At 71.2% G+C, this 21,387-nt stretch carries 17 protein-coding genes and 1 pseudogene; 5 read left to right on the plus strand and 13 right to left on the minus strand.

Annotated elements, in window-relative coordinates; all coding sequences use genetic code 11:
- Positions 1–454 (minus strand): annotated as a pseudogene (locus tag ABT061_RS13475) (hypothetical protein); the annotation flags it as partial.
- Between the two features lie 743 nt (positions 455–1,197).
- On the opposite strand from ABT061_RS13475, the gene ABT061_RS13480 reads away from it, so the two are divergent.
- Positions 1,198–1,365, plus strand: coding sequence for an alpha/beta fold hydrolase (locus tag ABT061_RS13480; protein WP_502991438.1), 168 nt, complete (start codon positions 1,198–1,200; stop codon positions 1,363–1,365).
- Positions 1,366–1,537: 172 nt separating this feature from the next.
- On the opposite strand, the gene ABT061_RS13485 is transcribed toward ABT061_RS13480, so the two are convergent.
- The gene (locus tag ABT061_RS13485; protein ID WP_350916065.1) at positions 1,538–3,550 is read right to left on the minus strand and encodes an ABC transporter ATP-binding protein; all 2,013 of its coding nucleotides are present in this window, start codon (positions 3,548–3,550) and stop codon (positions 1,538–1,540) included.
- A complete protein-coding gene (locus ABT061_RS13490) occupies positions 3,547–5,280 on the minus strand; it encodes an ABC transporter ATP-binding protein (protein WP_350916067.1) in 1,734 nt (577 codons plus the stop codon). Before ABT061_RS13490 ends, ABT061_RS13485 begins: the two co-directional genes overlap by 4 nt.
- Before the next feature lie 642 nt (positions 5,281–5,922).
- Between ABT061_RS13490 and glyA the strand changes: the two genes are divergently transcribed.
- Both glyA and ABT061_RS13500 read left to right on the plus strand, forming a co-directional pair.
- Positions 5,923–7,260 (plus strand): serine hydroxymethyltransferase, encoded by a 1,338-nt coding sequence (gene glyA / locus ABT061_RS13495; protein ID WP_350916068.1) that lies wholly within the window; start codon positions 5,923–5,925, stop codon positions 7,258–7,260.
- A 188-nt stretch (positions 7,261–7,448) separates the two neighbouring features.
- A complete protein-coding gene (locus ABT061_RS13500) occupies positions 7,449–7,802 on the plus strand; it encodes a DUF3140 domain-containing protein (protein WP_350916070.1) in 354 nt (117 codons plus the stop codon).
- Between the two features lie 168 nt (positions 7,803–7,970).
- Here the strand turns inward: ABT061_RS13500 and ABT061_RS13505 are convergent, their stop codons facing one another.
- The 3 genes from ABT061_RS13505 to ABT061_RS13515 all read right to left on the minus strand — a co-directional run bounded on the left by ABT061_RS13505 (position 7,971) and on the right by ABT061_RS13515 (position 10,179).
- Complete coding sequence (locus ABT061_RS13505; RefSeq protein ID WP_350916072.1) at positions 7,971–8,945, minus strand: NAD-dependent epimerase/dehydratase family protein; 975 nt, start codon at positions 8,943–8,945, stop codon at positions 7,971–7,973.
- A gap of 133 nt (positions 8,946–9,078) precedes the next feature.
- Positions 9,079–9,549, minus strand: a complete 471-nt coding sequence (locus ABT061_RS13510; protein ID WP_350916074.1) for a MarR family winged helix-turn-helix transcriptional regulator — start codon at positions 9,547–9,549, stop codon at positions 9,079–9,081.
- Positions 9,550–9,723: 174 nt separating this feature from the next.
- A complete protein-coding gene (locus tag ABT061_RS13515; protein ID WP_350916076.1) occupies positions 9,724–10,179 on the minus strand; it encodes a hypothetical protein in 456 nt (151 codons plus the stop codon).
- A 660-nt stretch (positions 10,180–10,839) separates the two neighbouring features.
- Between ABT061_RS13515 and ABT061_RS13520 the strand changes: the two genes are divergently transcribed.
- Complete coding sequence (locus ABT061_RS13520; protein ID WP_350916078.1) at positions 10,840–11,877, plus strand: iron-containing redox enzyme family protein; 1,038 nt, start codon at positions 10,840–10,842, stop codon at positions 11,875–11,877.
- 62 nt (positions 11,878–11,939) lie between these two features.
- On the opposite strand, the gene ABT061_RS13525 is transcribed toward ABT061_RS13520, so the two are convergent.
- From ABT061_RS13525 to ABT061_RS13540, 4 genes are all read right to left on the minus strand, one after another.
- Positions 11,940–12,530, minus strand: coding sequence for a hemerythrin domain-containing protein (locus tag ABT061_RS13525; RefSeq protein ID WP_350916080.1), 591 nt, complete (start codon positions 12,528–12,530; stop codon positions 11,940–11,942).
- A 116-nt stretch (positions 12,531–12,646) separates the two neighbouring features.
- Positions 12,647–13,081: a hypothetical protein gene (locus tag ABT061_RS13530; RefSeq protein ID WP_350916081.1), complete on the minus strand. Its 435-nt coding sequence runs from the start codon at positions 13,079–13,081 to the stop codon at positions 12,647–12,649.
- On the minus strand, positions 13,078–13,653 hold the full coding sequence (locus tag ABT061_RS13535) for an RNA polymerase sigma factor (protein WP_343965779.1): 576 nt from the start codon (positions 13,651–13,653) through the stop codon (positions 13,078–13,080). Before ABT061_RS13535 ends, ABT061_RS13530 begins: the two co-directional genes overlap by 4 nt.
- 65 nt (positions 13,654–13,718) lie before the next feature.
- Positions 13,719–15,167, minus strand: coding sequence for a S8/S53 family peptidase (locus tag ABT061_RS13540; RefSeq protein ID WP_350916083.1), 1,449 nt, complete (start codon positions 15,165–15,167; stop codon positions 13,719–13,721).
- Between the two features lie 131 nt (positions 15,168–15,298).
- On the opposite strand from ABT061_RS13540, the gene ABT061_RS13545 reads away from it, so the two are divergent.
- The gene (locus tag ABT061_RS13545) at positions 15,299–17,926 is read left to right on the plus strand and encodes a CHAT domain-containing protein (protein WP_350916085.1); all 2,628 of its coding nucleotides are present in this window, start codon (positions 15,299–15,301) and stop codon (positions 17,924–17,926) included.
- A gap of 19 nt (positions 17,927–17,945) precedes the next feature.
- On the opposite strand, the gene ABT061_RS13550 is transcribed toward ABT061_RS13545, so the two are convergent.
- From ABT061_RS13550 to ABT061_RS13560, 3 genes are all read right to left on the minus strand, one after another.
- A complete protein-coding gene (locus ABT061_RS13550) occupies positions 17,946–19,841 on the minus strand; it encodes a helix-turn-helix transcriptional regulator (protein WP_350916087.1) in 1,896 nt (631 codons plus the stop codon).
- Positions 19,842–19,952: 111 nt separating this feature from the next.
- A complete protein-coding gene (locus ABT061_RS13555) occupies positions 19,953–20,834 on the minus strand; it encodes an SRPBCC family protein (protein ID WP_350916089.1) in 882 nt (293 codons plus the stop codon).
- Positions 20,827–21,384 carry a helix-turn-helix domain-containing protein gene (locus ABT061_RS13560; RefSeq protein ID WP_350916090.1) on the minus strand — a complete coding sequence of 186 codons (558 nt, stop codon included), beginning with the start codon at positions 21,382–21,384 and terminating at the stop codon, positions 20,827–20,829. Before ABT061_RS13560 ends, ABT061_RS13555 begins: the two co-directional genes overlap by 8 nt.
- Between the last annotated feature and the right edge of the window lie 3 nt (positions 21,385–21,387).

Raw genomic sequence — 21,387 nt, forward strand, 5'->3', positions numbered from 1 at the left:
TGCGGGCTTCTGCCTCGGCCTTCTGTCGGGCTTCTGCTTCGGCCTTCTGCCTGGCCTCTGCCTCTGCCTCGGCCCTGTTCCTGGCGTCCGCATCGGCCTTCTGCCTGGCCTCTGCCTCCGCATCGGCCTTCTGCCTGGCGATACTGTCGGCGTCGGCAGAAGTGTTCAGATGGAAGTTGACATTCTGGTGAATTCTCTGCGACTGGTTCTGCAATTGGCGCTGGAACTGGCGATGCCACGACCGTTGCCTCTGGAACTGCCTCAGCACCTGATGACGCCAGGAACGCCCACAGCCGCTGCCACCGCACCAACTGCCTAGAGCGGCGCCGGCTGTAGCGCTGGCTGCAGCGTTGGCCGTGGTGGCGGCGGTCGCGGCACCGAGGCCAACGGCTCCGCCTGTCAGCATCGTGCTGCCGACGGCGAATACTGCGATGGCGTTTTTGATCTTGGACACTACATGTCCCCCTCGAAAGGATTGATTGCCCCCTGCTTCGACGTTCTCAAAATCGGCCGGAAAGTATCTTCTCTAGCCCTTAGGGATCATCGCTGCGAACCCTTGATTTCCTTTTGTATCGAGGGATAAACGGTGATCATCCACCTCTTTTGCTTGATTACCTCTTGTTGGCGATATTGAACTTATTTGTTAACTTACGCACCTCTGTATCAAGGTGCAATGTCGCCAAGTTTACGATCTTTTCGGCAAGTGACTATAATCTCAATCATTCAACCTCAAGTCCGATAGCCAACCTTTGGTGCTGAATGCTCCTTTTTTGATGGCATCTATCGAGGCAAGGGTGGATTGCCGCACAATGCAGTTGGATGTCGCTGGTGAATGGATTATTGGCTTTGATCATCCAGCTTCGTGAAATATACTTATCCGACATGCGACTGATTTAATGGGTGACGGCCCTGTATATGGTGTTTCGATCCACTGGGCCAAAAGAACTTTCGCGGGTCTTCCGAGTCGACCGGGGCGGTGCTGTCGCCTGACCGCTGTCGCACTCCTGCGCTGGGCGCGTGCGCGGGCTCGCCGGCGACATCTTCGATGGCGGAGCGGGGCGAGGGGGCATCGCCCGCCGGGATCGGCTCCGCAGCCGTCCTTGCTCGGGAGAAGGGGGAACTTGTCGGTCGCGGCCCGCGTCAGGTTCTGACTCCCGCGAGAACGGGCCGCCGGTTCTGCCGGTGCGGGGGCGTGGCGTGTCGGTCGTCGTCCGCCGGATCCTGCCGATCGGCGCCACCGCGCGGCCCTTCCACAAGCCGGCTCCGCGGGCCACCTACGTCGAGATCGAGGGCGCGCCCCATGGCCTGCTCTGGACCCACGCCGCCGAGGTCACCGAGGCACTCCTCGGCTTCGTCAAAGGCTGAACGGTCACGGTGAGACCGTCTCGCCACCGGTGACGGGCGGCTCGGGCGAGTTCGGTCGTTCTCGGTGACCGCGTCGTGGCCGGTCGCCTCCGGCCGGCGTTCCGTGCTCCCGGGGGCGGCCGTGGCGACAACGATGCCACGGCCGCGCCGACCCGTCACCAAGCCGGACGGATCACGGTGAGACCGGCGTGGGCACCTCCTCCGCGGTCGTCTCGTCGCCCTCGATCGCCGCACCGCTGAACTGCGCGGAGTACAGGCGGTGGTAGGCGCCGCGGGCGGCGAGCAGCTCGTCGTGGGTGCCGTGCTCGACGATGCTTCCCTCCTCCATCACCAGGATGAGGTCGGCGTCGCGGATGGTCGACAGCCGGTGGGCGATGACGAAGCTGGTGCGGTCCGAGCGCAGCGCGGCCATGGCGTGCTGCACCAGGACCTCGGTGCGGGTGTCGACCGAGCTGGTGGCCTCGTCGAGGATGAGCAGCGACGGGTCGGCGAGGAAGGCGCGGGCGATGGTCAGCAGCTGCTTCTCACCGGCGCTGACGTTGCTCCCCTCCTCGTCGATCACCGTGTCGTAGCCGTCCGGCAGGGTGCGCACGAAACGGTCGACGAAGGTGGCCCGCGCGGCGGCGAGGATCTGCTCCTCGGTGGCCCCGGGGTTGCCGTAGGCGATGTTCTCGCGGATGGTGCCGCCGAACAGCCAGGTGTCCTGGAGCACCATGCCGATGTGCGAGCGCAGGTCGTCGCGGCGCATCGCGGTGATGTCGATGCCGTCGAGGGTGATCCGGCCCGAGTTCAGCTCGTAGAAGCGCATGATGAGGTTGACCAGGGTGGTCTTGCCCGCGCCGGTCGGGCCGACGATCGCGACGGTGTGCCCGGGGTCGGCCACCAGGGACAGGTCCTCGATGAGGGGCTGCTCCGGGTCGTAGCTGAAGGACACGTGCTCGAACTCGACGCGGCCCCGCCTGGCGGTGGGCACCACCGGGTCGGCCGGGTCGGGCTCCTGCTCCGCGGCGTCGAGCAGCTCGAAGACCCGCTCGGCCGAGGCCACCCCCGACTGCAGCAGGTTGGCCATCGAGGCGACCTGGGTCAGCGGCTGGGTGAACTGCCGGGAGTACTGGATGAATGCCTGCACGTCACCCAGGCTCATCGCCCCGGTGGCGACCCGCAGGCCGCCGACGACGGCGATGGCGAGGTAGTTGAGGTTCCCGATGAACATCATCATCGGCATGATGATCCCGGAGATGAACTGGGCGCCGAAGCTGGCCTTGAACAGCTCCTCGTTCCTCTCCCTGAACACCTCCTCGACCTCGGGGCGGCGTCCGAACACCTTCACCAGCTCGTGGCCGGTGAACGCCTCCTCGATGTGGGCGTTCAGGCTGCCGGTGTGCTTCCACTGCGCGACGAAGTGCTTCTGCGAGCGCTTGGCGATCATCCCGGTGGCGACCATCGTCAGCGGGATGGTCACCAGGGCGATCAGCGCGAGCAGCGGTGAGATCACGAACATCATCGCGAGCACGCCGATCACCAGCAGCAGCGAGTTCAGCAGCTGGCTCATGGTCTGTTGCAGGGTCTGCGAGACGTTGTCGATGTCGTTGGTGACCCGGCTGAGCAGCTCGCCGCGCGGCTGGCCGTCGAAGAACCTGAGCGGAAGCCGGTGCATCTTCTCCTCGACCTCCTCCCGCAGCCGGTAGACGGTGCGCTGCACCACGTCGTTGAGCAGGTAACCCTGGTACCAGGAGAAGAGCGACGACGCGATGTAGAGCCCCAGCACCCAGAGCAGGACCGTGCCCAGCGCGCCGAAGTCGATGCCCTGACCGGGGACGACGTCCATCCCCGCGAGCAGGTCGGCGAAGTTGTCGTTGCCGGAGGCGCGGGCCGCCTCGATCGCCTGCTGCGTGCTCGTCCCGGCGGGCAGTTGCTTGCCGATCACCCCGGTGAAGATCAGGTCCGTCGCGTACCCGAGGATCTTCGGCCCGATGACGGAGAACACCACGCTGATCACGGCGAGGCCGACCACGGCCAGCAGCCTCGGGCGATCGGGGTTCATCCGCCGGACCAGCCGTCGCGCGGAGGGCCCGAAGTTCATCGACTTCTCCACGGGCATCCCGGCCCCGCCCATGGGGCCCCGGCCGAAGCCTCCGCCGCCGACGGGTGGTCGCGGTCGCGCGGTCGTGGGACTGTCACTCATGCTGCGGTCTCCGCGGCTAGTTGGGACTCGACGATCTCGATGTACGTCGGGCAGGAATCCAGCAGCTCGTCATGGGTTCCCAGGCCGACGATCACGCCGTCGTCCAGGACGATGATCTGATCGGCGTCGGCGATGGTGGAGACCCGCTGGCCGACGATGATGACGGCGGCCTCGGCGGTGTGCGGGCGCAGGGCGGCGCGCAGCCGCGCGTCGGTGGCCAGGTCCAGGGCCGAGAACGAGTCGTCGAACAGGTAGATCTCGGGCTTGCTGACCAGTGCCCTGGCGATGGACAGTCGCTGTCGCTGCCCGCCGGACACGTTCGTGCCGCCCTGGGTGATGGGCGCCTCCAGGCCCTCGGGCATCGCCTCGACGAAGTCGCGCGCCTGGGCCACCTCCAGCGCCTGCCACAGCTCCTCGTCGTCGGCGTCCGGGTTGCCGTAGCGCAGGTTGCTGGCGACGGTGCCGCTGAACAGGTACGGCTTCTGCGGCACCAGGCCGATGCGCGACCAGAGCACCTGGGGGTCGAGGTCGCGGACGTCGACGCCGTTGACCGAGACCGTGCCCGAGGTGGCGTCGAACAGCCTGGGCACCAGCGAGACCAGTGTCGTCTTGCCGGAGCCGGTGCTGCCGATCACGGCGGTGGTCTGTCCCGCCGTCACGCGGAAGGAGACGCCGGACAGTACGGGTGCCTCCGCGCCCGGGTAGCGGAACTCGACGTCGCGCATCTCCAGCTCGGCGCGGCCGCTCACCTGCCGTACCGGGTCGCTGGGCGGCGTCACCGACGACTCGGTGTCGAGCACCTCGGTGATGCGCTCGGCGCAGACCGCGGCGCGCGGGATCATCATCGAGATGAAGCTGGCCATCATCACCGACATGAGGATCTGCATCAGGTACATCAGGAACGCGGTCAGGGCGCCGATCTGCATCTCGCCGCTGTCCACCCGCCCGGCGCCGAACCAGAGCACGGCGATGCTGGAGACGTTGAGGATCAGCATCACGGTGGGGAAGATGAGCGCGGTCAGCCGTCCCACCCGCAGCGCGGTGTCGGTCAGCTCGTCGTTGGCGCCGGCGAACCGGCGGGTCTCCTCACGCTCGCGGACGAAGGCGCGCACCACGCGGATGCCGGTGAGCTGCTCGCGCAGCACCTGGTTCACCCGGTCGATGCGCTCCTGCATCGCGCGGAACTGGGGGACCATGCGGACGATGATCAGGCCGATCGAGATCAGCAGCGCGGGGACGCAGACCAGCATGAGCCAGGACAGGCCGAGGTCCTGGCGCAGCGCCATGATGATGCTGCCGACGCCCATGATGGGGGCTGAGACCAGCATCGTGCAGGTCATCACGACGAGCATCTGGACCTGCTGCACGTCGTTGGTCCCGCGGGTGATCAGGGAGGGGGCGCCGAAGTGGGAGACCTCCCTGGCGGAGAAGCCGCCGACCTGGTGGAAGATCGCCGAGCGGACGTCGCGCCCGAACCCCATGGCCGCGTGGGAGCCGTAGTAGACCGCCGCGATCGAGCAGGCGATCTGCACGAGGGAGACGGCCAGCATCCAGCCTCCCGCGGTGAGGATGTAGCCGGTGTCGCCGGTGGCCACGCCCTGGTCGATGATGTCGGCGTTCAGGCTGGGCAGATAGAGCGAGGCGATGGTGCCGACCAGTTGCAGCACCACCACGGCGGTCAGCACCGCCGAGTAGGGGCGCAGGTAGGTGCGGAGCAGGCGGGTCAGCATGGGGTCTCTTTAGGTGGGGTGGCCGGGAGAGGGGCGTCGTGCCGGGGGACCGGCCGTCGGCCGGTCTCGCCCGTCGTCCCGGTAGCCGGGATCATGAGGATTTCCTCCAGCGGGGGAGTGTCGGACTCAGCCTGCGACCTGAACTTCGGTTGAGGTCAAGGGAGCGGGCCGAGGTGGGGATAGGTGCGGTCCCCGACCGGCGGCTTGGAAACGGTCTCCGAGAGCGGCGGCGGGTCGCCTTCGACGAACTCCCGATGGTCGCGCGCGACAGGCGGCGGCCATGGCGCAGCCGGTCGTGGGGGCTCGATCGGGCCGGTGAGCACCTGCCGGATGAGGGAGCCCTGGCACGTCGGTCATCCTACAAAGCAAGTGGACAGGCTGCTCGCCCATTTATTGCGGTTCAGCCGCATGTGGTGTTCGGGGCGGCGTTTCGAGGGCCAGAAGGTACGGGTGGGGCTCCTGTGAAAGAAGTGATCGTTTCCGACGGAGCACGGAATCTTTTTCCGGCAAATGTAGGAAAACAGCGCGAAAAACCCCATCTTTCACCCGATGCGGCGGGCATCATCTGCGATCTAACGTCGTGTGGCAGACAACCAGACATCACCACGACAGCCGTCTGCCTGTCGGCCAGGAGATCACCTGATGCCCCGTGCCCTCGCCCACCGTCCGTGGGTGCCCACCGTCACCGAGGATCGCGTCCAGTCCGTACTGAAGGCCGTGACGGACCAGACCGCCTCCTCGATCCAGAGCGAGATCGAACGGCTGGTGGCCGGCAACCACCGCATCCACGACATCGAGTCGGTCAACCTGAACCCGGCCACGAACATCATGAACCCCCGGGCCGAGGCGCTGCTCTCGGCCGGCCTCGGGTCGCGGCCGTCACTGGGGTACCCGGGCGAGAAGTACGAGATGGGCCTGGAGGCGATCGAGCAGATCGAGATCATCGCCGCCGAGCTGGCCGCCGAGGTCTTCGGCGCCGGCTACGCCGAGGTACGCGTCGGCTCGGGAGCGCTGGCGAACCTCTACACCTTCATGGCCGTCTGCGAGCCCGGTGACACGATCATCGCCCCGCCGGCGAGCATCGGCGGCCACGTCACGCACCACGAGCCCGGCGCGGCCGGCCTGTACGGGTTGAAGATCGTTCCCGCCCCCATCACGCCGGACGGCTACACGGTGGACGTCGACGCCCTGCGCGAGCTCGCCGAGCGGGTCCGGCCGAAGCTGATCACCATCGGCGGCAGCCTCAACCTGTTCCACCACCCGGTGGCGCGCATCCGCGAGATCGCCGACTCGGTCGGCGCCCGCGTGCTCTTCGACGCCGCCCACCTCTGCGGCATGATCGCCGGAAAGGCGTGGCCGCAGCCGCTGGTGGAGGGCGCCCACCTGATCACCATGAGCACGTACAAGAGCCTGGGCGGGCCGGCGGGCGGGCTCATCGTGACCAACGACGCCGAGCTCGCCGAGCGGCTCGACGCGATCGCCTACCCGGGACTGACCGCCAACTTCGACGCGGGCAAGACCGCCGCGCTCGCCATGACCATGCTCGACTGGAAGGCGGCGGGGCCCGCCTACGCGCAGGAGATGATCGCGACCGCGCGGCGGCTGGCGGACGAGCTGCTCGCCCTCGGCGTCCCGATCTTCGCCGCCGACCGGGGGTGCACCCGCTCCCACCAGTTCTCCGTGCTGGCCCACCGCTACGGCGGCGGGCAGCGGGCCGCCCGGCGGCTGCGCGAGGCGAACCTGCTCAGCAGCGGCATCGGCCTGCCGGTGGAGGCGGTCGAGGGGGACGTGAACGGCCTGCGGATCGGTACGCCGGAGATCGTCAGGCTCGGGATGACCGAGGCGGACATGCCGGAGCTGGCCTCGTTCATCGCCCGCGGCCTGGACGAGAACGTCGACCCGGGCACCGTGGCGCCGGAGGTCACCGAGTGGCGGAGCCGCTTCTCCGGCGTGCGCTTCACGGTGGACAACCCCTCCTGAGGGGGGCATACGTCGCGCCGTGCTGAAATCCGCCCATACCCCGGTTCCCGTGTTAGCGGCGTGGCAGCCGGGGTAGGGGCGGCCGTGCGCCCGCCGTCGCGCGTCCCCACCAGGGGAGATCCGATCCGCCGGCGGCCGGTCCTTGTCCGGGGCGTGACCGCAGGGGCCCGGTGTGAGAGGAGAGCACGGTGGCCGACCAATCGGATCTGATCCTCGATCTGGTGTGGCAGGAGTTCCACGAGGTCGTGAACATGACGTCGGAGGAGCTGCGCGCCTTCCTGCTGGCGTCGGCCTCGGCGGACGGGGGCGTCGCCAGGAGTCCCGAGTCGGTCATGCCGCCGCTCGGACGCCAGGTGCTCGGGGTCCTCGGCAAGCGGAAGGACGACCTGACCGCGGACGACATCGAGACGATGCGGCAGGCCGTCGACCGCGTCGAGGACACGCTGGCCGAGGGGAGGGTCGGCGATGACGACGACGACCGGCGGCGGGCGCTGCTGGAGGTCGGGCACAACCCGCTCCGGCCGTCCCGGCTCCGGGGCTGACCCCGGCCGAGGGCACCCGCGAGCCGTGCCGGAGCCGTGCTGTGTGGCAGGGCTCGAAAGCCACCCATGACCTGGAAGGCGACCTCGGGGAGCGGCCCTGAACGGGAGAGCGCACCGGACTCGCCGGTGGGTCGCCCGCCGCCGCGTCCCCGATCCGCGAAACACGCCTCAGGCGCGGGCCGACCAGCGGGAGAGCAGTTCGGCCTCCCGGTCGGGGGTGATGGTGGCGGCCGTGCCGAAGGACGCCTCCGCCTCGCGGATCTCGCGGATCGACCGTCCCAGGGGGCGCGGGTCGAGCCCCGCGGCGCGGGCGGCGGCGGGGTCGGCGGCGTTGATCGACTTTTGCGGGTCGCCCTCGGACCACAGGGGCAGCGACAGGCCGTTCTCACCCTCGGCGAGCAGGAAGTCCTGCCCGACCCAGGTCAGGGTGGTTCCCGGCGGCCCGACCTCGGCCACGATCGCCTCCAGCAGGTCGCCGAAGGAGAACGGCGGGGGAGGGCTGACCGCGTGGAAGGTGCCCGGATGCCTCCCCTCGACCATGGAGACGATCCAGGAGGCCATGTCGCGGGCGTCGATCACCTGGATGGGGTCGCCGGGGTCGCCGGGCGCGAGGACCTCGCCGCCGCGCGCGATCCGGTTGACCCAGTAGGTGAAGCGGCCGGTGTGGTCATGCGGGCCGATGACGTACGTGGGCCGTACGACCAGCGTCGAGGTCCCGAACGCGTCCACCGAGGCCCGCTCGCACAGCACCTTCATCGGCCCGTACACCTCGCCGGTCACCGTCTCGGGGATCGGCCCGTCGAGCTCCGCCAGCGGGGAGTCCTCGGTGAAGCCCGGCCGCTCGGGCGCCCGGTAGACCGCGGTGGTGGAGACGAAGGCGTACTGGCCGGTGGAGAGCGCGCCGGCGAGCGAGGTGACCTGCGACGGGTGGTAGGCGCTGACGTCGATCGTCGCGTCCCACCGGCGGTCGCGCAGCACGGACAGGTCGGCATTGCGGTCGGCGAGCAGGTGCTCGGCCTCGGGGAACAGTTCGGGGCCCGTCATACCCCGGTGCAGCAGGGAGATCTGGTGCCCGGCCGCGATCGCGGCCGCGGTGATGTGCCGGCCGACGAACCGGGTACCGCCGATGATCAGGATTCGCATACCTCACATTGTGGCGAATCTAGTGAGGTAACTCGCGACGCGTTTCGCGTCTGGCCGGGGTGACGGCGGATCGGTCGAAAGGCCGCCGGGCGGCGGCTCCGCGAACGCCGGCACCCGTTCCGGCGATCAGCGGTCAGGAGCCGCCGAACCAGCCGGGGACGTCGAGCCGGAAGACGTCCCCCGTGGTCACGGCGCGCAGGTCGGACTCCAGGGCGCGCAGGCGGTCCTCACCGAGGGTCCTCGCCCAACCGGCGCGCAGGTCCTCGAAAATGCGCGCGGACCGGGCGAGGCTGTCGACGCCCCGCTCGGTGAGCCGCACTACCTTGCGGCGGGCGTCGTCGGGGTCGGAACGCCGCTCGACGTAGCCCAGCTGCTCCAGGGTGTCCACGGTCTTGCCCGCCGCCTGCTTGGAGACGCCCAGCCGCCGGCCGAGTTCCACGGCGGTGGTGCCCTCGGGGCCGATCGCCTGCAGCGCGAACCCATGCATCGGACGCATGTCGGGGTGTCCTTGGCGGGCGAGCTCCGCGTGGAGCTCGTCGATGAGCATCCGGAAGCCGAGGAAGAGCCTGAGCGGGAGTTCGAAGCCCGGGGGGTCGGCCGGCACGATCGCCTCCCGCCTCGCTGTTTCGACAATGGTGTTGTCGAGCTTAGGGACTCTCGCCGTACCTGTCATCCGCGGGGTGGCACACACCCCGGGTGGGCATTCGGGCGGGCGCCGACCCCACGCGCGCCGACGGCGTCGCCCGGCCGGGCGCACCGGCTCCGCGAAGGGTCACCCTCACCGCAGCCGCCCGTCGGGGCGGCGCGGGTCCTGGAGCCACTTGTCGGTCTGGCGGGTCGCGTTGGGCGCGCCGGGGGTGCCGGGCGAGCGGCGGGTGGCGCGGGTCTCGGTCACGGTGAAGTCGGCCACCACGTGCCGGTTGTGCAGCAGGAAACCGACGACGCCCGCGATCGCCTGCACGCTGCCCCCCGCGCGGGCGCGGCCGGTCAGGAGGTAGACCAGCGGCGTGGACGGCTGGTCGAGGGCGAAATGGCGGCCGTGGTGGTGCGCGTCCTGGAGCGTTCTTATCGGGATCGGCCGTGAGGTGGTGAACCACGCGGCGACCTCCCAGAAGGGCTGGGCCTGGTCGCCGTCGGTCGACTCCTCGTAGCAGGTCGTGCAACCCCGGCGAGCGTCCTGCCCGTGGGGGCACGCCCAGGCGGCGAGGTCGTGCGGCATGCTGCGCTCGGACATGAGCTGACCGTACCTTCCCGTACGGGGAGACCGGCGTTTCGCCGTCCCCCCGCGCCGGGGCATCGGGTTTTCCGCTGGATGGCCCCGGCGTCGTGCTGTCTCGGTGCTGTCGCCTGCCCGTTTCCGGTCCCGGTACTCGTCCGCTCACGCGAGTGCGCCCGGGAAATATCCATGTATTTCGTGGTTTCTGCAGGTCATCGAGAGGAAGGAGCGATCTTGGGGGCGTTTCGAGGGCTTCGGTGTGGGCATCGGACCGATCGGGGGGCATCGAACGGGGGACGCATGGCGCGTGGGTTTGACGCGTCCGCTCACTACGGGCGGCGCATCGCCGACGTTCACGACGGCGGCATCACGGTGAACGACTCACCCGGGGGCGTGTGCAGACCCCTGACGGCTTCCGGGCTCCCGGCGGACCCGGATCTCCCGGCGTCTCCGGAGCCGCCGAGGTCTCCTGGGCAGCCGCGTCTTTCGGATCTCCCGGAGTCCTCGGCACTGTCGCGCCTCCCCGAACTGCTGGGCTCTCCCGGACCGTCACGTGCCACGAAGCCCCCGGGCTCCCCGAAGGCCCCGAGATCCCTGAAAGCCCCGAGATCCCTGAAGCCCGCGAAGTCTCCGGAGCGCTCGAAGCTCGCCGAGCGCCCGGACCCGCTGGACCTGCCGGTGCCGGGCAGGGCTCCGGCGCTGCCCGCCGCGCGGGGCCCGATCAGCGCCCTGCTCTTCGAACGGCTGGTACACCCACCGCACCGCTTCGGCCTCCTGTCGCTCCCGCTGCTGTCGTTCCCCGCCCGTTTCGCGGGCCCGGTCCTCGCGGACGAGGACGTGCAGCTGGCGCTCTTCGTCTGCTACGAGCTGCACCACCGGGGCTTCGAGGGCGTGGACGAGCGGTGGGAGTGGAACCCCTCGCTGCTGGAGGTGCGGGAGATCCTGGAGGCACGGTTCGAGGAGGGACTGGCGCGGGCCGTGTCATGCCCGCCCACCCAGCGGGCCGAGCAGATGAGCCAGGCCCTGACCGATCTGGTGGCCGCCGCCGTCGACGGCCCCGACCTGCCGGGGTTCCTCCAGCGGCAGGCCGACCTCGCGCAGTTCCGCGAGTTCGTCGCGCACCGGTCGATCCACCACCTGAAGGGGGCCGATCAGCGCACCTGGGCGATCCCCCGGCTGAGCGGACGTCCCAAGGCGGCGCTGGTGGAGATCCAGGCGGGCCAGTACGGCGGCGGGCGCGTCGAGCGGATGCACTCCGAGCTTTTCCGTACCACCATGCGCCGGCTGGGCATGGACGACTCCTACGGCGCCTACCTCGACCAAGTCCCGGCGATCACGCTGGCCGTCTCCAACACGATGTCGCTGTTCGGGCTCCACCGGCGCCACCTCGGAGCGCTGCTCGGCCACCTGGCGGCCGCCGAGATGACCTCCTCGGTCCCCAACCGTCGCTACTCCGGGGGGTTGCGGCGACTGGGGGTGGGCGAGGCGGCGAGCCGTTTCTACGACGAGCAGGTGCGGGCCGACGCCGTACCCGAGCAGACCGCCGCGCACGACATGTGCGGCGGGTTCGTACGGCAGCACCCCTCGCGGGCCGATGACGTCCTGTACGGGGCGGCCTGCGCGCTGACCCTGGACCGGCTCTTCGCCGAGCACGTCATGAGCCGGTGGCGGCGCGGCGTCTCGTCACTGCGGGAGGTGGGCGCGGCGCGGCCGTGACCCCGGCCACCGGTGGCGTGACGACCGGACCAGGTGGTACCCGGCGGGGGGAGGCCCGTACCTCAGTCTCCGCGCCCGCCCATGGCCTGGCGGATCACGTCGCGGGTCCGGTCCACGAGCGCCAGCGGCGTCCCGAGCAGCAGGTTCCTGACCGCCGACTCGGTGCCCGGATGCGGGTGGGTCGGCGCCAGCGCCTCGGCCGCCTTCACCCCGGCGGCCAGGGCCCGGCGCTCGGCCTCGCTGGTCTGGGTGCGGAACCGGGGAAACTCGTGGCGTTCCTCGGCGTGGGCGTGGGCCAGCACCGCCGCCCGCAGGACCTGCAGGTGCCCGGAGAAGTCGGGATGGTCGGTGCCCAGTCTCTCCAGGTCGGAGAGCATCTGCTTGGCCTCCCGCTCCTCGGCGAGGCGCTCGTCGACCACCTCGTCCCCACCTTCGATCTTGCGGCGTGCGTAGGGGTGCACGACCTCCTCCTCGGCGGTCTCGTGCACGGCCAGCATCCGCACCAGGCGCTGGAACGCCTCGGCCCGCCGGCTCCCCGTGGGAGCGTCCTCCACCTCGTCGAACAGATCCCTGATCATCACATGCTGGCGCACCAGCAGGTCCACGACGTCGTTCTCATCCATCAGCTCGGGCACGTTCCTGTGGTCACTCATAGGTCCCCCTTGTCAACAGAACGCTTACCCCCATCCGGGCACCGAAACCTGGGGCGACCCGGCACGGGTCGCGCACCGGTGACCGCGTACCCGGAGACGTCCGCGCGAAGCCGCGGTCAGACGGTGATCCACTCGGTGACGACGGTCGCGCCCGCGAGGTGGCAGCGGAGGCTGAAAGGCCCGGCGGGGACGTCGTCGTGGACGAACCTGCCCAGCTCGTCCGTGGCCAGCGTGACCGGATGGTGCCCGAGGACCTCGACCTCCGCGGGACCCGGCGGCATCAGCTGGCCCACCACGCGCCCGCCGCCGGCGGTCACGGTGACCTCCAGGTCGACGGTCAGCTCCGCACCCTGGAAGGTCAGCATCCGCGGCGCTCTGTCACCCCGCACCCGTGAGGGCCCGCTCAGGGAGTCGAAGACCAGCTCGGCCAGCTCGGCGTCGAGCGCGCGGAGCGCGTAGGCCTCGACGGCGGTCTGCAGGAGGTCGGAGGGAACGGGATCGAACAACTCGACGGCGCGGCGCAGCTCCGCCTCAAGCGCGTCGTCGCTCATCGGAACCCCCGTTCCGCGAGGAGGACACGCAGCCGCCGCAGGCAGCGCTGCCTGATCGGCCCGATGCTCCCGACGGCGATGCCGAGTGTCGCCGACACCTCCTGGTAGCTGACCGGCGGCGAGGCCATGAGCAGGCGTAGCAGCCGTCGGCAGTTCTCACCCAGTTCCTGGAACGCCTGCCACATGGCCCGCATCCGCTCCCGCTCCATCGACGCCTCCTCGGCGTCGACCACGGCCTGCTCGGGTGTACGACCGTCGGCGGCGCGGTCGAACACCTCGGGGTCGTCGCTCGGCGAGACCCGCCGGGCGGTTCTGATCACCTTGACGCACTCGTTCCGCGCCGTGCTGGCCAGCCAGGCCCCGACCCTGTCCGGCTCGCGGATCCGCGCGAGGTTCTGCGCGAGCCGGAACCAGGTCGTCTGGTAGACCTCCTGCGCGTCCGCGTCCCTCAGCCCGTGGGCGCGCACGACGGACCACACGAGCGGGCTGAGGCCCTCCACCAGGGATTTCCACGCCGCTGTCTCCCCGTCCACCGCGGCGCGGAAGAGGATGCCGGTCGAGTCTCGATCCACGGTGACGTCCCCTTGCCTTCGGGACTGTCATCGTACGACGGAGGGCCGATTCGGCCGCACCGGTTTCAGGGCACGACCGGGACACTTTGCACGCTCGACGGCGTCCAGGTCGAGGGGATGAGGGCGGGGGCGGTCAGGCCCTGTACCCCCCTGCCGGACAGGGGGGTGGTCAGGAGTTCGGCGGCGGCCTGCCGGGAGTCGGTCACGTTGTTCCGCACCATGTGATTGACGATCATGCCGACGACCAGGGGCGCGGAGAAGGAGGTGCCGCTCCACTGCGCCAGCCCGTCGAACTCGACGCGTTCGCGGATCGCCTTCGGCGACGCCGCCATCTTCTCGCTGAGCTCGCCCCGGTGTGGGGGGAACTGGCAGGTGCAGTCGTAGGCGGAGCCGTACCGGCAGTGGTCGTAGGTCGAATGCTGGTAGTCGTAGGGCACCGGGGTGTCGTCCACCGCGGTGAAGGCGCTCACCAGGCGCTCCCCGGGAGCGTACGCCGTCACCCACGGCCCGTGACCGCTGAAGCAGGCCCGGTCCTGGCCGTCCTTCCGCAGCGCGCCCACCGACACGACGGCACCGGCGTAGTCGGGGTCGTCGGCGTAGGCCGCGGGATGGAACCGCTCGTCGCTGCCGTTGTTCCCCGCCGCGGCCACCAGCAGTGTCTCCGGATGGTCGGTCACCAGCTCCCGCATGAAGTCCTCGAGCCCCATGAGCGTCCTGTGGTCCGTGCTCAGGGTCCCCGCGGACAGGTTGATGATGTCCGGCCACCTGTTCAACGGCCGCATCTCCCTGAGCAGGAGGTCACCCAGGCACTTCTCGGAGATGGCGCCCGCGTTGACGAGCGCCCCGTTCACCGTGATGGCGGCGCTGGGCGCGACGGCGCTGATCAGCCCGGCGATGAAGGTGCCGTGACCGACGTACTGCTTGAGTATCCCCTCGGAGTCCAGCTCGATCTCCTTGCCCTCGCCCTCGACGAGGCTCATCCACGGGTGCGACCTGTAGTTCTCCACCAGTCCCGTGTCGATCACCAGGACGGACACCGGGCCGGCCGTCGCGCCGACGACCCGCTTGGCCACCGCCGGGTTGGGCGGCCCGCATCGGGCCACGGGTACCGGCTCGTCGCCGGGGCAGCAGTTCACCGCGATGGACACGATGTGGTTCCTGGACACCATCCGGCGGCCGTTGGCACGCTCCAGCTCGCCGACGGCCCGCAGCGCGTCCGACACGTCCCGGTCGCTCCAGCGCTCCGCACGGTTCAGCGGCCCGACCCGGATCCTGGACACGCCGCTCGGGCCGTCCTCCTCCTGCAACTCCACGCCACGGTCAGTGCCGCGCTCCCGGCGGAACGCCCTCCGGATCACCTGGGTGACCTCGGGGGCCTCGTCCCGCCTGGCGAGGACGCAGCCCTTCTCATAGAGGAACCTGGGCGAGTCGTCCGGGCCCGCCGCGAGCACGACCTCCTCTCCCATGGCGGCCTGGATCTGGTCGAACTGTTCCTGGAACCTGTCTGGTGCCATGTTCACTGTCCTGTCTTGGAGATTCCTCACGTCGCCATGGGTTAGGAGCCACGGGGCGCCCGGTTGATACACCCCTGCGTACGAGCACAGCGGCATGGACGCTCCGAACACATCACGTCTAACATCGATCCGTGACCGGGGGAAGCCCGCGGGTCCCGCCTTCCGTGGGAGATGCTCTCGACCTGTTGCCCCTGGTGTTCGCCCGTCCCGCCGACGCGCTGGCCGGAGCGCGGGCCGTGCTGGCGGGCGCCCCCTCCTTTCATGACGCCTCCGTCGCCCACCAGGTGATCGGCATCTGGCAGCGCGACTTCGGCGACCTCACGACGGCGATCGGCCATCTGCGGCAGGCCCGCGCCCTGGCGGCCAGGTCCGGCTCCGCGGACCGCGAGACGGACGTGCTGTCGACCCTGGGGGCCGCCCTCGTCCACGCGGGCCGTACCAGGCAGGGGATGACGGCGCTGGAGGCGGCGGTCGAGAGGGGCGGCGGGCTCACCGGGGCCCGCGCGCTGTTCCGGCGCGGCTACACCTGGTGGGTCCTCGGCGGGCACCGTGAGGCGCTCGACGACCTGCGCCGGGCCATCCCCGCCCTGCGCCGGGCACAGGACACGATCTGGACCGCCCGCGCGCTCACGCTCAGGGCCACGGTCCACCTGGCCATGGGGGCCGTGGAGCGGGCCGAGGCCGACTTCGTCGCCGCCGAGCGGCTGTGGGACACCACCGACCAGGAGCACGACAAGGCCGACGCGGTGGAGAGCAGAGGGCTGGCGGCGTTCAGGTCCGGTGACCTCCCCGCGGCGCTACACCACTTCGACGAGGCCGCGAGCCGTTACAAGGCACTCGGCACGCCCATGTTCGTGCTGCACATCCGGCGGTGCGGGGTGCTCCTGGCGGCCGGGCTGGCGCGCGAGGCGCTGGAGGAGGCCGACGCCGCCACGGAGCTGCTGAACCGTACGGGAGGGCAGACGACCCGCGGTGCCGAACTCCTCCTGATCGCCGCGCGGGCCGCGATCGCGGTGGGCGAGCCGCACGCGGCGATCGCCCGCGCGGGCACGGCCGTCCGGCTCTTCTCCAGTCAGCGCCGCGACTGGTGGCAGGCCCACGCTCGGCTGGTACTGGTCCAGGCCAGGTTCGCGGCCGGCGAGATCTCCGGCCGTTCGGTACGCGACGCCGCCGCGGTCGCCCTGCGGCTGGCGGAGCTGCGCGCTCCCGAGGCGGTCCAGGCGTCGTTGCTGGCCGGTCGCACCGCCCTCGCCCTCGGCGCCGACGCCGAGGCCGAACGGCACCTGGCCGCCGCGGCCAGGGGCAGATCGCGCGGTCCCGCCTTCGCCCGGGTGGACGGCTGGGTGGCGCAGGCACTGCGGGCGGCGGCGGCGGGGCGGACCCGCGGCGTGCTGGACGCCTGCCGACGAGGGCTCGACCTGCTGGACGAGTACCGGATGACGCTGGGCGCCTCGGAGCTGCGGGCGCGGGCCACCGCGCAGGGGGCGGAGCTGGCCCTGCTCGCGCAGCGGGCGACCCTCGCCGGAGGGAGTCCCCGCCGGTTCCTCGGCTGGAGCGAGCGCTGGCGCGCCACGGCGCTGGCGGTCCCGCCCACCCGGCCGCCGGACGATCCCGAGCTGCTGCGCGACGTGACGGCCTTCCGCGAGATCGGCAGCCGGATCGAGGCGGCCCGGCAGAAGGGCAGCCCGGCCCCCGCGCTGGAGCGCGAGCAGCGGCGGCTGGAGAAGGGGATCCGCGACCGGACGCTCCGGATGCGCGGCGAGGGCGGCACCGACGGGCACCGCTTCGACGTGGACCTGCTGCTCGACGAGCTCGGTGCCGGGTGGCTGATCGAGATCGTCGCCGTCGACGGCGACCTGCACGTCCTGCTCTGCGGCCGGGGCCGGGTGCGCAGGTTCGCCGCGGGACGGCTGGCCGACGCGGCGATCGACGCCGACCACGCCCGCGCGGGTCTCAGCAGGATCGCGTACGGGGGCTCCGCGGCCAGGCTGCCCGTCCTCGAAGCCGGCGGGCGCCGCCTCCAGGAGTCACTGCTCGGCCCCGCGGTGCGTCACCTCGGGGAAGGGCCGGTGGTCGTCGTACCGCCGGGCAGGCTGCACGGCGTGCCCTGGGCGCTGCTGCCCGCGCTGGGGACGCGGGTGCTGAGCGTGTCGCCGTCGGCGAGCGCCTGGCTCCGCGCCCGGCGGATCGAGCCGTCGCCGTCGCGGGAGCGGGTCGTGCTGGTCAGAGGCCCGGGGCTGGCGACGGGTGGTGCCGAGATCCCGCCCCTGGCCGCCGGGTACGGCGAGGCGACGGTGCTGGAGAACGGCACCGCGGTCACCTCGGCCGTGCTCGCGGCGCTGGACGGCAGCAGGCTCGCGCACATCGCCGCGCACGGCACCTTCCGCTCCGACAGCCCGATGTTCTCCTCCCTGGGGATGGACGACGGCCCGCTCACGGTGCACGACCTCGAACGGCTTCGCAGCGCCCCGTACCGGATCGTCCTGTCCAGCTGCGACTCCGGCAGGCTGCAGCCGGTCGGCGCGAACGAGCTGCTCGGCCTCGCCACGGCGCTGCTGCCGCTGGGCACGGCCGGGATCGTGGCGAGCCCGGTGCCGGTCGACGACGAGGCCGTGGTGCCGCTGATGCTCGCCCTGCACGAGGGGCTGCGGCGCGGTCTGAGCATGGCCGAGGCCCTGCGCGACGCCAGGTCGTCGATGCCCGGCGACGCGCTCCACCGTGCGACGGGCTGGTCCTTCTCCGCCATCGGAGCGGCCTGACCCGCCCCGCCGGCTCCTCTCATCGGTGCCCGCCTGTCCGGCCGCCGCGCTGGCCGACGGTGAAGAGCCCTTCCAGGCCGGCGCGGTCGCTGCTGCCGAGCCGCGCGTAGGCGTCGCACAGGTGGTTGGCGACCGTGCGGATCGACACCGTGAGCTGCTCGGCGATCTGCCGGTTGGTCAGGCCCGCCGCGGCGAGGCTGACGATCTGCCGCTGGCGGGCGGTCAGCCTCGGCAGCGCGAGGTTGACCAGCGCGGAGCTGCGCGCCCCCTGGCAGGCGCCCGCCAGCGCCGAGGCCCGGTTCCTGGACGCCTGCGAGGCGCGCCGGTCGGAGTGGACGAGGGCGGCGTGCGCGGAGGCCTCCGCGGCGTGGAGCATCAGGCCGAGGTCGGCGAGCCCCCGCGCCACCTTGTCCAGGGCGTCCCCGTCGCGCCGGGCCAGCGCGCGGGCGTGCCGCGCCAGCAGGGGAGCGAGGTCCCCCTCCGTGCGGTCGGCCAGTTCCCCGAGCCGATCGGCGACCAGCTCGGGGGAGCCAAGCCGTACCACGTCGTGCAGGGCGAACAGATCGTCTCCGAACAGGCCGTCTCCGGCGACGCCGAGCGCGGACCGCAGGGCGCCGTCGAGGTCTCCCTCGGCGGCGAGTACCCAGGTCCGCGCCGGTACGGCGGCGGACGCCCACGGTCGGTCCTGGGTGGGCGCGGGCGACCGGAGGTTCCCCGCGGGCGCCGGAGGCCGTGCGCAGGCCGCCTGCCACGGGCGCGTCCGTGCCTCCCCGGCGGGGGCGGGACCGCGCGAGAGGGCCTGCCAGGCCGTCGTCAGGTCGCCGACGTAGGCGGCGGCGTGGGCGAGTTCGGCCAGGCAGGCGCGATGGTGGGGAGAGCGGCGCAGTCCCTCGCGGCTCCAGGCCATGGCCTCGCGGGTCTCCCCGCGGAGCCGGGCGACGCGGGCGCGCCGCGCGCAGAACTCCGGCATCGCGGGCTCGTCCCAGCCGGTGTCGTCCTCGGCCATCCGCTCGCCGATGCCCCGGGGTATCTCCGCGAGCCTTCCCGCGTACGCGCGTGCGGCCAGCTCCTCGCACTCGGCCGCCAGCGCCGAGGCCCTCGGCGGCCTTCGCCCGCCGGAAGGCCCGCCCGCGAGGGAGGGCTCCGCCGCGGCGGCCCGCAGCACCGGGCCGTGCAGCGGGTGGACGAGCCGGCCGTCCACGGTGACGAGTCCCCTCACCCGCAGGCGTTCGAGGACGGCGGGGGCCACGAAGGCGCCCGGCACACCCGCACCCGTGCCCGGTGACTCGCCGCACGCGATGAGCTCCAGCGTGTCCCGCTCCTCGGTGTCGAGGTCGCGGATCGTCTCCTCCACCAGCTCCCGGACGCGCGCGGTGATCGGCGGCGTGCCCCGCCAGGTCCAGGTGCCCGACACGTGGCTCAGGTCTCCGCCGGCGTGCACGGCGACGACCAGCTCGCGCAGGAGCCGCAGGTCGCCGCGGCTCGCCCGGTACAGGCGCCGGACGGTGAGGGCGTCCACGTAGCCGTCCACCGCCCGCGCCAGCAGCTCGGCGCAGGCGCGCTCGGTCAGGGGGGCCAGTGCCAGGCGCGGCAGCAGGTTCTCCTCCCAGAGCCTGGAGACGCCCTCCGGTGCGGGCTCGCCCTCCCTGACCGTGACGAGCAGGCGGGTACGCCCGCCGAGCGCCAGCTCGTGGACGAGCGCGGCCGAGGCGTCGTCGAGCAGATGGGCGTCGTCCACGACGAGCACCGACTCACGCATCGCCTCGGGTACGGCCTCGGTGGTCAGGCGGCTCCGGCCGCTGCCCGCCGCACCGGTCACGACGATCCCCCGGCGACCGGCGGAGAGGTTTCGCCGTACGAGATCAAGCTCCTCAGCTCTGGCCGTGAACGGCCAGGGAGACCGTGGGTTTCTCACAGCGATATGAGGCGCGCCGCCCGCCGGTGATACACGCGGAGCCGAGTTCTCCGACATCCGGCTGAAACCGGCTCTCGCCGGTATTCGTGCCTGAGGGCGGGTGGCACGCGGTCACCTGGTCGCGGTGGTCTCCTCGGGCAGGGTGGGGGGCTCGAAATCGAACCAGATCGGCTGCCAGTCGCTCAGCTCGTGGAAGCGGCGCAGCTCGGCGGCGCCGCTGAGCCAGCCCATCCACCCGGCGTACGGGGGGTTGCCCTCGTCGAAGCCGCTCATCATGAAGGTGAGCCGCGTCGCGCCGTCCGAGCCCTCCAGCTCCCAGCTGGAGACGCCGAAGCCCGGCCACTCCAGGGAGAACCTGCGGCCCGGCTCCACCTCGACGACCTTCCCCGGCGCCTCGTCCACCTCGAAGCCGCCCATGGCGAAGCGCCCGCCGACGTACGGCTCGATGTCGATCCGGTAGCCGAACCACCGGCTGAACTTCTCCGAGTCGACGAGCGAGTCGTACACCTCCTCGGGCGAGGCGCCGATGAGGAACCGCTCCTGCATTCGCGGGGAGGTGAAGTCGCACTTCGGGGTGAGCTCGCGACCCTCCAGGTGGTCGATCAGGTTCGCGATCGACAGGCACCAGAACGTCTGCAGCGTCCCCAGGACGCCGCCGTCGCCGGAGATCGCCTCCCGGTAGTCGAAGTGGGTCTGGGAGAGCGACAGGGTGGTCGACTCCGCGCTCTCCTCCTCCAGCCGGATCTCGACCGTCGTCTCCTCGCCGTCGATCAGCCACGACAGGCGCAGTGTGTGGTCGTCGACGTGCAGCGGGCGCTGGTGGGGCGCGTGGCCCTCGGGGGTGTGGCGTCCCCAGAACTCGTACCGGTGCGGCAGCTCGACCTCGGCGTGTTCGGCCAGCCAGATCCGCAGCTCGCCCGGGTCGGTCAGGGCGTGGTGGACCGCCTTGAGCGGTGCGGCCACGCGTGCGTTCAGCCTCATCGGCTCACTCACGGGGTTCTCCCTTGGGGTAGCAGGCCACGGCGAGCTTGAAGGCGTCACCTTCGGCGCCGCCGTAGCGGGTGAAAAGGTCCTGCAGGGTGGACTGGAGGTCGTTCAGGAACTCCTGGCGCCGTTCCGGCGGCACCCGGATCTCGCCGGACACGCCGAGGGACGGCAGCTCGGGCGCGGTCCTGTCCAGTGCGCCGATATCGGCCTGGACCTCCTCCATGAGGTCAAGCAGGTAGCCCAGGCCCAGCTCGTCCTGGGTTCTGCGCAGGCCGATCCGGCCGACGAGACGGGGCGAGAGCCAGTAGGAGCGGGCGCTCGCCTGATAGACGCCCTCGTGGATGCCGCGCACCCTGCGCTCGGACACCTGGGTCACCAGGCCCGCCTCCACCAGGCGTTTCACGTGGTAGTAGACCCGCTGCGGGGTCTGGTCGAGCAGGGCCGCCACCTCGGTGCACGAGCGCGGCTCGGCGAGCCGCCGCAGCACCTCGATACGCTGCGGTTTGAGCAGCGCCTCGGCCTGATCGATCTGCTCCAGATACAGGACATCTCTCATCGC

The sequence above is a fragment of the Streptosporangium sp. NPDC002544 genome (assembly GCF_040295965.1).
In the GTDB taxonomy this organism is placed as follows: domain Bacteria; phylum Actinomycetota; class Actinomycetes; order Streptosporangiales; family Streptosporangiaceae; genus Streptosporangium.

What these genes read in the sequence shown, in the direction of transcription:
- ABT061_RS13485 (WP_350916065.1), bottom strand. Translation starts at nt 3,550, where the DNA reads ATGAGTGACAGTCCCACGACCGCGCGACCGCGACCACCCGTCGGCGGC.
- ABT061_RS13490 (WP_350916067.1), bottom strand. Translation starts at nt 5,280, where the DNA reads ATGCTGACCCGCCTGCTCCGCACCTACCTGCGCCCCTACTCGGCGGTG.
- glyA (WP_350916068.1), top strand. Translation starts at nt 5,923, where the DNA reads ATGCCCCGTGCCCTCGCCCACCGTCCGTGGGTGCCCACCGTCACCGAG.
- ABT061_RS13505 (WP_350916072.1), bottom strand. Translation starts at nt 8,945, where the DNA reads ATGCGAATCCTGATCATCGGCGGTACCCGGTTCGTCGGCCGGCACATC.
- ABT061_RS13515 (WP_350916076.1), bottom strand. Translation starts at nt 10,179, where the DNA reads ATGTCCGAGCGCAGCATGCCGCACGACCTCGCCGCCTGGGCGTGCCCC.
- ABT061_RS13525 (WP_350916080.1), bottom strand. Translation starts at nt 12,530, where the DNA reads ATGAGTGACCACAGGAACGTGCCCGAGCTGATGGATGAGAACGACGTC.
- ABT061_RS13530 (WP_350916081.1), bottom strand. Translation starts at nt 13,081, where the DNA reads ATGAGCGACGACGCGCTTGAGGCGGAGCTGCGCCGCGCCGTCGAGTTG.
- ABT061_RS13540 (WP_350916083.1), bottom strand. Translation starts at nt 15,167, where the DNA reads ATGGCACCAGACAGGTTCCAGGAACAGTTCGACCAGATCCAGGCCGCC.
- ABT061_RS13560 (WP_350916090.1), bottom strand. Translation starts at nt 21,384, where the DNA reads ATGAGAGATGTCCTGTATCTGGAGCAGATCGATCAGGCCGAGGCGCTG.